10 protein-coding genes are annotated in these 13,603 nt (G+C 38.7%); 5 read left to right on the top strand and 5 right to left on the bottom strand.

From position 1 onward, the window contains the following. The first annotated feature begins 98 nt into the window (after nt 1–98). Nucleotides 99–1,022, top strand: a complete 924-nt coding sequence (locus tag AC6CH7_RS18975; protein ID WP_498264224.1) for a class I SAM-dependent methyltransferase — start codon at nt 99–101, stop codon at nt 1,020–1,022. Between the two features lie 126 nt (nt 1,023–1,148). On the opposite strand, the gene AC6CH7_RS18970 is transcribed toward AC6CH7_RS18975, so the two are convergent. The 4 genes from AC6CH7_RS18970 to AC6CH7_RS18955 all read right to left on the bottom strand — a co-directional run bounded on the left by AC6CH7_RS18970 (nt 1,149) and on the right by AC6CH7_RS18955 (nt 5,529). Further along, a complete protein-coding gene (locus AC6CH7_RS18970) occupies nt 1,149–2,213 on the bottom strand; it encodes a branched-chain amino acid aminotransferase (RefSeq protein ID WP_172661759.1) in 1,065 nt (354 codons plus the stop codon). Between the two features lie 79 nt (nt 2,214–2,292). After that, entirely contained in the window at nt 2,293–3,258 is a 966-nt protein-coding gene (locus AC6CH7_RS18965; RefSeq protein WP_498264223.1) for a tryptophan 2,3-dioxygenase family protein, read from the bottom strand. A gap of 1 nt (nt 3,259) precedes the next feature. Further along, nucleotides 3,260–4,558 (bottom strand): HAD family hydrolase, encoded by a 1,299-nt coding sequence (locus tag AC6CH7_RS18960; protein WP_498264222.1) that lies wholly within the window; start codon nt 4,556–4,558, stop codon nt 3,260–3,262. 2 nt (nt 4,559–4,560) lie between these two features. Continuing rightward, nucleotides 4,561–5,529 carry an NAD-dependent epimerase/dehydratase family protein gene (locus AC6CH7_RS18955; protein WP_498264221.1) on the bottom strand — a complete coding sequence of 323 codons (969 nt, stop codon included), beginning with the start codon at nt 5,527–5,529 and terminating at the stop codon, nt 4,561–4,563. A gap of 75 nt (nt 5,530–5,604) precedes the next feature. Here AC6CH7_RS18955 and AC6CH7_RS18950 point away from each other — a divergent pair, with 75 nt between their 5' ends. Together AC6CH7_RS18950 and AC6CH7_RS18945 are read left to right on the top strand one after the other, a co-directional pair. Beyond that, a complete protein-coding gene (locus tag AC6CH7_RS18950; RefSeq protein ID WP_498264220.1) occupies nt 5,605–6,786 on the top strand; it encodes a formimidoylglutamase in 1,182 nt (393 codons plus the stop codon). A gap of 108 nt (nt 6,787–6,894) precedes the next feature. Further along, the gene (locus AC6CH7_RS18945; protein ID WP_498264219.1) at nt 6,895–8,046 is read left to right on the top strand and encodes a redoxin domain-containing protein; all 1,152 of its coding nucleotides are present in this window, start codon (nt 6,895–6,897) and stop codon (nt 8,044–8,046) included. A gap of 331 nt (nt 8,047–8,377) precedes the next feature. Here AC6CH7_RS18945 and purD read toward each other — a convergent pair whose 3' ends face one another. Beyond that, a complete protein-coding gene (purD, locus tag AC6CH7_RS18940) occupies nt 8,378–9,649 on the bottom strand; it encodes a phosphoribosylamine--glycine ligase (RefSeq protein WP_498264218.1) in 1,272 nt (423 codons plus the stop codon). Between the two features lie 158 nt (nt 9,650–9,807). On the opposite strand from purD, the gene AC6CH7_RS18935 reads away from it, so the two are divergent. Both AC6CH7_RS18935 and secA read left to right on the top strand, forming a co-directional pair. Further along, entirely contained in the window at nt 9,808–10,110 is a 303-nt protein-coding gene (locus AC6CH7_RS18935; protein ID WP_498264217.1) for a hypothetical protein, read from the top strand. A gap of 157 nt (nt 10,111–10,267) precedes the next feature. Beyond that, nucleotides 10,268–13,582 (top strand): preprotein translocase subunit SecA, encoded by a 3,315-nt coding sequence (gene secA, locus AC6CH7_RS18930; protein ID WP_498264216.1) that lies wholly within the window; start codon nt 10,268–10,270, stop codon nt 13,580–13,582. The last annotated feature ends 21 nt before the right edge of the window (nt 13,583–13,603 follow it).

Genomic DNA, 13,603 nt, shown 5'->3' with positions numbered 1-13,603 from the left:
TTTCTTATAGGTATAACGTATCCCGATAGGCAAACGCTGGGTAAATAATAAATAAATTTTTCTCCCAGCGTTTTATCATTTAAGGGCGTAATCATTCTATGGAGGCACAGCAAATGTTTAACAAAGAAAGTTATGATAGACACAGGGGGTGGTATAACCTGCAATTCCCCACAGAACAGTCCAAAGTTGATTATCTAAAAAAGAATGCTAATGTACTGCAGAAAAATAATCTAGGCGTATGGCTCCAGAATATATTTTTTGGGTGCTTAGATCCATTGCTGAAAAATATAAATCAGACATGGCTTACTATAGGGGATGCATACGGCTTTGACGCGCAATATATACTTGGAAAAAATAATAATGCCACTGCCTCTGATTTGAATGTAGATTTTTTGAATATCGCTCAAAAGGAAGGAATAATTGATAGCTTCAGCTCCCAAAATGCCGAACAATTGTCTTATGGCGATGATCAGTTTGATTACTTGCTTTGCAAGGAAGCATATCACCATTTCCCACGACCATATGCCGCCTTATACGAAATGATCAGGGTAGCAAAAAAGGGTATTGTAGTGATAGAACCCCAGGATCCTGTCTCCAAAATGGCAGGACTGCTTTTCTTTTTGAATATATTATCTGCGTTTAAAAATAATTTTGCAAATCTTCTTTGGAAGAATAGATTTTCCTACGAGCCCGTAGGGAATTTTGTATATAAAATATCAGAACGTGAAATGGAGAAATTTTCCGCAGGGCTCAATTTACCTCTGGTAGCGTTTAAAAAGATCAATCCCAATTTTTACTTTAAGGGAGCAGATGAGATAGAATGTACGCTAAGGAACCCCAACTTCCTGAGGGTGTATCTAAAGAAGAAGTTACTCGATGTACTTGTGAAAGTCAGGCTTATTCCAAGCCAGGTCTTGTCTGCCATTGTTTTTAAAGAGGTACCTGATGAAACACTTTTGATGGAGCTAAAGAATAGCGGTTATCAATTGGTTTATATTCCAAAAAACCCATATCTGACATGACAGATTGCTTAAATCAGCCATCCTCGACGAGACCGTGATAACATGGCGATTGTATAAAAGACCATTGCATAAAAAAAACGCCCTTAAAAAGGGCGCGATATAATTTTAAAAAGTACTAATCTTCAATTATACGATCCAATTCCAACCGAATTCATCAGGAGCTAATCCGTAGCGAATATCATTCAATGTTTTAGCAATACCTGCTGAAACTGTACGTGTTGAAGGATCAGTTAACTTATAAACCTGGCCTTGGTATCCGATTTCTCCAATTGGCGTTACGGTTGCTGCAGTTCCTGCTGCAAAAGCATCAGTTAATCTGCCGTTTTCAATTCCTTCTATTACTTCTTTTACACTAACGCGTCTTTCTTCAACTTCAATGCCTGCTTTTTTAGCAAGTTTGATAATTGTATCGCGTGTTACGCCATCTAAAACAGTGCTTCTTACCGAAGGAGTTACCAATTTGCCATCAATTACGAAGATCAAGTTAGCTGTTCCTGCTTCCTCAATAAACTCATGAGAAACAGCATCTGTCCAGATTAACTGGTCAAAGCCTTCTTTTTGAGCTTCTGCAAATGGATATAGAGAACGAGCATAATTTCCAGCGGTTTTAGCATAACCTACACCACCTTCATCTGCACGAGTATATTCAGTTTCAATTTTAACTTTTAAAGCTTTGCTGTAATACGGACCTGTTGGCGTAGTTAATAAAGCAAAAGTATACTTGTCAGATGCTTTAACACCTAAATAAGGATCTGTAGCAAACATCACCGGGCGAATGTATAAAGAATAACCATCCTGATTAGGGACCCATTTGTTGTCAATCTCAATCAGCGCTGCAATTCCCTGCATAAAAATATCCTCAGGAATGCTTGGCATAGCCATACGTGTTGCCGATTTGTTAAAACGCTCAAAGTTTTTTTCTGCTCTGAAAACACTGACTTTTCCGTCAGCTAAACGATAAGCTTTCATACCTTCAAAAATTGCCTGTCCGTAGTGAAGGGCGGAAATTGCAGGGCTCATAAGAATCGGACCGTAAGGTAATACCTGTAGGTTCGTCCACTCACCATTTTCGTATTCTGCAATAAACATGTGATCGGAAAACACCTTTCCGAAAGGTAATTGAGAAAAATCTGTTACTGTTAATCTGGTCTGCTCAGTCTTGGTTACTGTTATATCCAATGTCTCGTTCATTTTGACTTGTATTTTATTACTGCAAATTTAATAAAAAAAAGCCTTGTTTATTCTTTATTATTTTGGATTTTAACAATGTTTATGCCTCATTTCTAAGTGTTTTCAATACACTAAGCACCCAGCCCTTGCCCCATTCCTCCATTTGTTCTTCAGTCCAAAGGAAAGGATAGAAAATTCTTTTCTGAAAACGCGGGGGTAAATACTTCTGCCAGTTGGTGCCGCCGGTAGCAGCAATATCTACTGGATCTCTTTCCAAATACCTGACCGCAGATTTATAATGAGACAATGGCCACTCTACATTAACATATAAATCAAGCTTTCTAAGCTCATCTGCCAAAGCAGAAACATCATGGCCCTTTTTTAACAGCTCATGGTATAAGGCTGAAAAATTAGTCCCTTTCCTGTCTTTTACCAATTGCAGGAACTGCGCAGCATACTTGTTTATAAATTGCTTTAATGTAAGGGTTTGTTTACCGCTGGCGAGTTCTGTAGCTCCAAACTTCCAGTAAATGAATTCAAATTGCTCTTCAATGCTTTTATCTGCAAGCGCTTCTCTTTTGCTTTTGTCAACCAGCCTGATAAAATCAGTTGCACAAATCTCTATCATTCGGTATTGACCAGATTGAAAACCACTGGCAGGTAACAGCGACATCCTGAACTTCAGGAACTGATCTTTATCCATGCCGTTCACCATCACGTCGAACGACGTAACCAACGCATTAAAATAAGCATTAATGCGTTTTACCCGATCGGTAAAAAACTGAACCGTTAGCTCCTGATTATCCGCAATCTGTTTGCATTCATGAAGTGCAAGTTTAAAATATAGCTCAGTAATCTGATGGTACATGATAAAAATCTCTTCATCCGGGAAAGGCGTTTTCGGGTTTTGCAGGCTCAGTAAAGTATCCAGGTGGATATAATCCCAATAGGTTAAGAAATCAGCATACAACAAGCCATCCAAATAGGCCGACATATCCTGGCCCATTGCTGCATACTTTTCCTGCAGTTTATCCAGTTTTTCCTTTATCTGAGGTGTAAGTTCCATTCTAATATAAAACTCTGAATTTTATGGTGTGCTCAATCTTTTTTAACGATTTAAACAACTGCTTGTCGTACTGTGCATTTATATCCGTAATCACATACCCAATTTCAGGATTAGTCATCAAAAACTGACCCACAATATTGATGTCGTGCTTGGCAAAAACAGTGTTTATTTTAGCCATAATACCCGGTACGTTTTTATGAATGTGTATTAACCTGTGCGATTTCTCGATTCTTGGCAATTGCAGGTTCGGGAAATTACTGCTAAGGTAACTGGTACCTGTATTCATAAAATCAATCATCCTTTTTGGAATGAAATCGATATTACGTGGGTTGTGTTTTGGATCTTCAAAAACCACAACACCCTGCTCAGTACAAGTAGCAATATCAATCTTGTTTTTTGTGCTGCCAAGGTAGCCAATGGTTTTAAGCTTAACTGCTCTTTTTAATTTCTCAAGCTCAATCTTTTCGCCATCTGCCAACAACATCATGTGTACATCAGCTACATATTTCTCTTCGAAAGTAGTTTTATGGCGAACAGAAAAGCCATCCTTTTTCAGTAATTCAATACTCATGGGGTCTGCCTCACCAATAATCAAACACAGAATCCTGTTTTTAGGATATGATATAGCTCTTGGTAAATTGTTTACATACAAAAACTCGTCAAAACTAGGGGTAATGTGATCTGCTTTTTTAACAATGCTTTCTCTAGAAATATTCTCAGTAAAAGCATAGAATTTCTTTATCAGACCACTTTCGCGAAGCTGAAAATCAGAATAGCCATCACCAATTCCGTAAAGATCACCTTCAAGGTTTAGCTGTTGCATCAATTTTACCTTACCACCTTCTTCACTTAAAGGGTTCGAGTGGTCGTAATCAATTATTTTTCCATCACCGGTAGTTACAAATGTATTGGCGTAGATGTTTTCTTTTTTAATGTGAAACTTGCTTACTACCGGGGTGATAAATTCTTTAAAACCACCGGACACGATCAAAACTTCATCTGCATGTTTTTTAAAGAATTCGGCATTACGTGAAAAAGAGGCAGAAACTTTTTTCTTTAAATGCGTAATCAGTTGTTTCAGGTGATCTTCATTAGCTTCAAGAAGTTTTACCCTTTGAGCCAAACTTTCACCAAAGGAAAGTTTTCCCTCCATCGCAAGGTTGGTGTAGTCTTCAATCTTCTGAAAAATAGCGTCTTTCTCAGGATGCTTTTTAAGAGAGATGCGGGCCAGCTCATCTAAAGCCTCTACCTGAGTAAAGGTGCTGTCAAAATCAATAATGTAAATATTTTTCTGCTTCATTTTTAGTTATTCTTTAACCCTTCGCAAACTTCTTCAATGCTTTGCTTAAGTGGTTTAAATTGTATTCCGATTGTATGCTTTATTTTTTCGTTGCTATATAAGCTTTGATTTAAGCTGCTTCTTGCTGCGTCGCTTGTTAATGCTGCGGGTTTTCCTGTAAACACAGACGCCAGCTTTGCGGCTCTCCATGCAATGCCCAGCATCCATGGTTTTGCTTCTTTGGCAGGCGCTTTTACATTAAAACCCTCTGCAATTTCTCCAAAAAACTGCTGGTAATGATAGTTTTCAGAAGATATGGTGTAACGCTCGCCGCTTTCTTTGCTGTTCATTAAAGCAATCATGCTTTTTGCCACATCATAAACATCCACAATTCCTGTTGCACCCCTGGTATAATAAGAAAGGCCATCTTTTACCAGCTTAAATATTGCACCACTACCTTCAAAACCTGCTCCGGCACCAATAATTACCGATGGATTTACAATTACCGCATCTAATCCCTCCGCTATTCCACGCCAAACTTCCATTTCACCTTCGTATTTAGAAATGGCGTATGAATGTGCTTTTGAATCATATTCCCAGAAATCTTTTTCGGTAATCAGTTCGCCTTTTTTGGCGTTTCCTAAAGCGGCAACAGAGCTCACATGAACCAACCTTACGTTATTTTCTGCGCAAAGGTTAACAATGTTGCTGGTGCCTTCTATGTTAACCCTTAGCAATTGGGTTTTATCCTTTGGATTAAAAGATACCAATGCTGCGCAGTGGTAGACCTGATCAACACTTTCAAAGGCATCCTCAAGTGAAGAAATATCATTTATGTCCGCAACAAACCACTCAATATCTGCGTTGTTGCTTATTGATTGGGGTATAACAGAGTGCTCGCGTTTTAATGCTTTTACCTTTACACCCGACTCAGTTAATTGATTTATTAATTCTGCTCCTAAAAATCCAGTGGCGCCGGTAACTAATATCATTTCATTTTTTTTAGGATGTTCATTAAAATATGCTCTCAAAAATAGATATTTGATGGCATACATTTATAGTACTATATGTCTTTATCCGATTTTTTTTCACCTTTAAGTCCAGACAAATTCTCGCCAAAAGTGGGATTTTATACCAGCCAGCTAGGTTTGAAGGCTACTTTTTACACAGATAAATTTCCTGATCTTGAAGAAAATGAATACGATATTGCCATTTTTGGAGTACAAGATGACCGCGCTTCTGTAAATAATGAAGGCTGCGGCCTGGCTCCCGACTATTTTCGTGCCCAGTTTTATAGCTTAAATGAAGGTGCGTACACCAGTAAAATCATAGATCTGGGAAATATAAAGGCCGGGGCTTCAATTTCTGATACCTACGTGGCATTAAAAATGGTAGTATCTGAATTGATTAAGCTAAACATTGTACCTATAATTATTGGTGGCGGGCAAGACCTTACTTATGCGCAATATCTGGCTTACGAAAGCCTGGAGCAAAAAGTAGATCTGGTTGTTGTAGATAGTAAATTTGACCTTGATGAAGAAGATCAGGAAGGGCTTGCTGCTAAATCAGACACCTATTTAAATAAAATATTACTTCACCAGCCAAATTACCTTTTCAACTTTAGTAATATCGGTTACCAAACCTATTACGTTAATCAGGAAAGCTTAAAGGTAATGAGCAAGCTGTACTTTGATGTGCACCGCTTAGGTGAATTTGCAGATGATATCAGTTTAACCGAACCTATTGTTCGCAATGCGAATATGCTCAGTTTCGATATTGGCGCAATTCGCTCATCGGATGCTGGGGCAAATGCAAATGCAGGGCCAAATGGCTTTTATGGTGAGCAAGCTTGCCGCATTGCCAGATATGCGGGGATGAGTGATAAGCTTACCTCTATCGGTTTTTACGAATTTAATCCCGCCTTCGATACCAACGGGCAAACAGCCATGCTGCTGGCTCAAATGGTTTGGTATTTTGTTGATGGCTATTACAACCGTAAAAAGGATTTTCCGCTCACACCAAAATCTCAATACCTTATTTACAGAGCCAGTTTAAATGATGGAACAGGAGAGATGTTGTTTGTTAAAAGTAAAAAATCAGATAGGTGGTGGATGCAGGTCCCTTACCCTACAGGGATCTCAAAAAATGAGCGATTTCACTTAGTGCCATGTCGTTACGACGATTATACGACTGCTGTAAATGGCGAAATGCCCGATCTCTGGTGGCGCACATTCCAGAAACTACTATAATTTTACATTTTTTATTACGTTATGTAGGGGCTTGAATTTATATTTGGGTGCAGGCATACTATTATATAATAAATTGTACCAGTGCTTGTTAAAATTAAAGAACACAATATGAGGAAATTATTAATTACTGCGGTTTGTTTATTACCTGTTGCAGTTATGGCGCAAGGGAAATTTACATTGCAGGCTAAAGTTGGGAACTTAAACGCCCCCGCCAAAGCATTTTTATATTATAAAAGTGGAAATACCCAGGTTGCGGATTCAACAGTTATTGCTGGAGGTAAGTTTTCGTTTACCGGTCCTTTAACCGGAATATCACAAGCAGTAATCAGAGTTGTTCATGATGACAAAGCTCCTGCTCCAACAGATCCGGCATCTGTTGATTTATTTCGATTTTACCTGGAGCCAAAAACTGTTGTGGTTAATTCAGCTACCGATTCTGTTAAACATGCGATAGTAAAGGGCTCGGCTGTGAATGATGATGATGCTAAGTATAAGGCCATAACAAAATCTGTTATGGATAAAAACGCAGTATTAGAGGCCGAGTACAAAAGCAAAACGGATGCAGAACGAAAGGATGAGAACTATATAAAAACCGTGCAGGCACGTAGCGAAGCACTTCAAAAAGAATTTATAGATATTAATAAACAGTTTTATTTAGCTAACCGTGATTCTTATGTTGCCCTGGTAGCATTTGCAGGTACAATAGGGCCTGATGCTAACCCGACTGTTGTGGAGCCTGATTTTAATAAATTCTCTGCCGAGGTTAAAGCTACTGATCTTGGTAAAAGCATAGCCGAGATGTTATCCTCATTAAAGAAAAATAATGTTGGTTCGTTGGCAATGGATTTTACTCAAAATGATGTAAACGATAAGCCTGTTAAATTATCTGATTTTAAAGGAAAGTATGTATTGCTTGATTTTTGGGCTTCATGGTGTGGACCTTGCAGAGGAGAAAATCCGAACGTAGTTAAGGCATATAATACTTATAAAGACAAAAACTTTACTGTTCTTGGTGTTTCTTTGGATAAGCCTGGTCAAAAAGAAGCTTGGTTACAAGCCATTAAAGATGATGGCTTAACATGGACACACGTATCAGACTTAAAGTTTTGGGATAATGCCGTTGCCAAAATGTATGGTATTCGTGGTATTCCTGCAAATTACTTGATTGATCCAACCGGAAAAATCATTGCAAAAAATGTAAGAGGAGAAGAATTGCAAAGCAAACTTGCGGAAGTATTAGGCGCTCCAAAAAGTAAATAAAACCCGCTTAATTGGTTGCTGATTTTGAGGAGAAACCCTGTGAAAATTGGGGGTTATACAATGTACAATCATTGCGCATTGCACGGTCAATTGTAAATTGTTTAAAGAATGTACAGAAGTTGATTAGCGTCTAATGATCGGTTAATGAATGCATAGTCGTTATGCTATAGTGTACGTCGACAACTTTAAGAATCTGAAGAGTGATAGAAAAAGCGATAAAAAACAGGGTGTGTCATCAATCATGACACACCCTGTTTTTTATTTATACCGTAAAAGTTTTTTATCCCATAAAAGGCAGGGCGGTATTCCTTAAAGGAAGATTCCTACTCCCTTATACTAAGTCAAAGCCAATATCTTCTCTAAAGTATTTGCCATCAAAATAGATGCGAGCAGCATCAGCTGTTGCTGATTGTAATGCATCAAACTGGCTATCTTGTAAGCTGCTAACTGCAATAACACGACCGCCGTTTGTTTTTACAACACCACCCTCAAGCACTGTTCCTGCATGAAACACCAAAGACTGACGTACATTGTCAATACCGGTAATGGCTTTGCCCTTTTCGTATTCGCCAGGGTATCCGCCTGCAACGATCATTACGGTTGCCGCATTTTTAGGGCTGATATTTAATTTATAACCTTTTAATTTCTGTTTGGCCGTTGCAAGGAAAAGTTCTACCAGATCATTCTCGATTCTTGGAACTACACTTTCCGTTTCCGGATCGCCCATACGGCAGTTGTATTCAATTACAAAAGGTTTTTCGTTTACTTTAATTAAGCCGAAGAAGATGAAACCTGTATAATTGATTTTATCTTTCTTTAAACCGTTAATGGTTGGAATTATAATATCACGTTCAACCTCGTCTAAAAATGCTTTGCTGGCAAAAGGAACTGGAGATACCGAACCCATACCACCAGTGTTTAGACCAGTGTCTGCTTGTCCGATACGTTTGTAATCCTTTGCTTCAGGGAGTATCACATAGTTTTCGCCATCTGTAAGCACAAATACTGAAAGCTCGATGCCACTTAAAAACTCTTCAATTACTACTGTCGTTCCGGCATCACCAAACTTGCCGCTAAGCATTAATTTTAATTCTTCCTGTGCTTCTTCAGCATTATCTATAATTAAAACACCTTTTCCGGCTGCCAATCCATCGGCTTTTAATACCACCGGAAGGGGATGAGATTGCAGGTAAGTTAAACCTTCATCTAAATTTTTGCTGGTAAAAGAATGCGAGCTTGCTGTAGGAATACCATGGCGCGCCATAAATTGTTTAGAAAAATCTTTACTGCCTTCTAAAATTGCGCCCTCTCTTTTTGGTCCGATAACGGGGATTTTTGATAAACTTTCATCCTCAGCAAAAAAATCATGAATACCATTTACAAGAGGTTCTTCGGGGCCAACCACCACCAGCTCTATGTTTTCTTTAAGAACTAATGCTTTTACGGCTTCAAAATTATTGATGTTAAGGTTTATGTTTTTTCCATAAGCTCCTGTACCACCATTACCAGGTGCAATAAATAATTGAGAGCAAAGAGGAGACTGGCTCATTTTCCAGGCAAAGGCGCTTTCTCTTCCTCCTGATCCTAATAGTAAGATATTCATCTATATATGATTTAATTGTTGGGTCTGTGTGGGCAAATATACCGCTTTAGCTAAATTATCACAGGCTAAGTTTAAATTAGGCATAAAATATGCTTAGAAAAGGTTGTTTGTCAATAGATTTCGGTTTGTAAAAGATTAAAATTAGATTTGCCGCCAACATGAGACACATTGTTACTTTATCACTTGTATTTTTTAGTCTTACCCATCTGGCCAAAGCCGAGCGGGTTGAGGGGCTAAGACTTATAACCGAAAAGTACTGCAATAAGCAGCAGGTGAGCACCGAACAGGCTACTGTTCGCTCAAGTCAGCCTGACGATTCGAGGTATCCTTTTTTCTTATCTTATAGTGCTTTAACTACTATAGGGGTACTTCCTGAAACACACATCATCAAATATAGGGCTCATAATCAAAGCATTTCAAACCTTACCATAAGGGAGCAGCCCAAGAATAATAGTCCCTAAGTACCTCATTTTTAATAAAACCGCATTAAAAGACAAGGTACAGGATATTTTGTATTTTTAAGCCCCGCAACTGACATTCTGGCTTACAGCCCGGTAATGGCTTGGTTGTTGTAATTTTATCAGTTTTAATAATAGTAATAAACAAACACAAGTATACATGTTAGGATTTTTAGCCAAGGTTTTTGGAAGCAAATCAGAAAGAGATATTAAGGCACTACAGCCTATAGTAATCAAAATAAACGAAGAGTACGCAAAACTATCAGCACTAAGCAATGATGAGCTGCGTAATAAAACAGTTTATTTTAAAGATGTTATCGCTAAAGCGTTAGCAGAAATAGACGGTAAAATAAGCGGTTTAAAAACCGATGCTGAGAGTCAGGAATTGTCATTGCCTGAGAAAACGGCTATATACGACCAGATTGATGCCTTAATCAAAGATCGTGATAAGGAATTAGAAGTAGTATTGTCGGAAATTTTACCTGCTGCATTTGCGGTGGTAAAAGAAACTTCGAGACGTTTCTCTGAGAATGAGCTACTGGAAGTTACGGCTACTCAATTTGATCGTGACTATGCTGCACGCAAAAAGAATGTAACTATACAAGGTGATAAAGCACTTTGGGCTAATAAATGGGATGCTGCAGGTACTGAGGTAGTGTGGAACATGGTACATTACGATGTTCAGCTGATTGGTGGTATGGTATTGCATAATGGTAAAATTGCAGAGATGGCGACAGGTGAGGGTAAAACCTTAGTAAGTACGCTGCCTGCTTACCTGAATGCACTTGCCGGACAAGGTGTACACATCGTAACGGTGAATGATTATCTTGCACGACGTGACTCGGAGTGGAATGGTCCTTTGTTTGAATTCCATGGTTTAAAGGTTGATTGTATTGATAAACATGAGCCGAACTCTCAGGAACGCAGAGACGCATATCTTGCAGATATTACTTATGGTACCAACAATGAATTTGGTTTTGATTATTTGCGTGACAATATGTCGCAAACTCCTGACCAGCTGGTACAACGCAAACTACATTTTGCAATGGTGGATGAGGTCGATTCAGTTTTAATTGATGATGCCCGTACTCCGTTAATTATATCAGGACCCGTTCCTTTTGGTGATCAGCATGAATTTCATGAGTTGAAACCACGTATTGAGCGTTTGGTTACTGCTCAGAAGGAATATGTTTCCAAAGCTTTAAACGAAGCAAAAAAATTAATTAATGATGGTAAAACAGGTACAGAAGAGGGCGAAGGTGGTTTAGCACTTTTACGCGCACATCGTGGTTTACCTAAAAATAAAGCATTGATCAAGTTTTTAAGTGAGGGTAGTGTAAAACAGACCTTATTGAAAACTGAAAACCATTACATGGCAGATCAGTCTAAGAATATGCCTAAAGTAGATTCAGAGCTGTTCTTCTATATTGATGAGAAAAACAATCAGGTTGAACTAACCGAGAAAGGTATTGAACTGATCACGAAATCTGGTGAAGACCACAATTTCTTTGTCTTACCTGATGTAGGTACTGAGATTGCTGATATCGAAAAATCATCATTAACAAGTGAAGAAAAAATAGCTCAGAAAGATGCTTTAATGCGCGACTACTCTATTAAGGCTGAGCGCATCCACTCTGTAAACCAGTTGTTGAAAGCATATACTTTATTTGAGATCGATGTTGAGTATATCATTGATGAAGGTAAAATTAAAATTGTAGATGAGCAGACTGGTCGTATTATGGATGGCCGTCGTTATTCAGATGGTTTACACCAGGCAATTGAGGCAAAAGAAAATGTAAAAGTTGAGGATGCTTCGCAAACATATGCTACAGTTACCTTGCAAAACTTTTTCCGTATGTACCACAAGCTTTGTGGTATGACGGGTACAGCTACTACAGAGGCTGGCGAGTTCTGGTCTATCTATAAATTGGATGTGGTAGAGATACCTACAAACAGGGTTATTTCAAGAAAAGATCACCAGGATTATGTTTACCGTACTGTTCGTGAAAAATATAATGCAGTAGCAGAAGAGATTGTGAAATTAACTGAAGCTGGCCGCCCAGTATTGGTGGGTACAACTTCAGTTGAGATTTCGGAATTGCTTAGCCGTATGCTGAAACTAAGGGGTATTAAACATAACGTGCTGAATGCGAAGATGCACCAGAGAGAGGCTGATATTGTTGCAGAAGCAGGACAACCTGGTCAGGTAACAATTGCAACCAACATGGCTGGTCGTGGTACGGATATTAAATTAGGCCCAGGCGTTAAGGATGCTGGTGGTTTGGCAATTGTTGGTACAGAGCGTCATGAGTCTCGTCGTGTAGACAGGCAGTTACGTGGTCGTGCGGGTCGCCAGGGAGATCCGGGTTCATCTCAGTTCTTCGTATCATTAGAGGATAACTTAATGAGGTTATTTGGTTCTGAAAGAATCTCTAACATCATGGTAAGAATGGGTATTGAGGATGGTGAGGTAATTCAGCATTCAATGATCACCAAGTCTATTGAGCGTGCACAGAAAAAAGTAGAAGAAAACAACTTTGGTATTCGTAAGCGTTTACTTGAATATGATGATGTTATGAACTCTCAGCGTTCTGTTATTTATGCTAAACGTAAAAATGCTTTATTTGGTGAGCGTTTAGATGTTGACATGAGCAATATGGTATTTGATGTTGCCGAAGATATTGTAACTGAATACAAAGAAGAAGGAAATTACGAAGGCTTTAAGCTTGAAGTAATTAAAAACTTCTCTGCAGATACAGCTATTGATGAAGCTGAGTTCAGCTCAAAAGGAGTTAATCACTTAACCGATAAATTATTTGAGGAAGTAACTGCCTTTTATGCAAGAAAATCTGATGCAATTATTGCTCAGGCTATGCCGGTATTAACTCAAGTATATCAGGAGCGCGGTGAGCAGATAGAGCAAATTGTCGTTCCTTTTACTGATGGCGTGCGTAGTGTGCAGGTTCCGGTAGGTTTGAAAAAGGCAATTGATAATGGTGGTCGTGAGGTGACCAGATCTTTTGAGAAAACAATTGTACTTGCGCTTATTGATGAGTCGTGGAAAGAGCATTTACGTGAAATGGATGAGTTAAAGCAATCTGTACAGAATGCGGTATACGAACAAAAAGATCCATTGATCATCTATAAAATGGAAGCGTTTAACTTATTTAAAAACATGTTAAATGCAGTAAATAAAGAGGTAGTTAGCTTCTTGTATAAAGGTGGAATTCCGGTACAGACAGACCCTAACGATGTAAGAGAAGCTCAGGCCCCAAGACCTGCACCAAGCAGATTGAAAATGTCTAAACCTGAATTTAATCAGGCTACAAGTTCAGCTGATGTTGCTCAGATGGATGATACACGTGAACACGTGCCTCAGCAGCCTATCCGTAAGGAAACGGTAATTGGAAGAAACGAACCATGCCCTTGTGGAAGTGGTAAGAAATACAAAAACTGTCACGGTGCAGGATTGTAATTTGTAATAAAGATAAAGAAT

This window comes from Pedobacter sp. GQ55 (assembly GCF_059758925.1).
The sequence above is the reverse complement of the archived record's forward strand: the minus strand, read 5'-3'. Positions and strand labels throughout refer to the sequence as shown.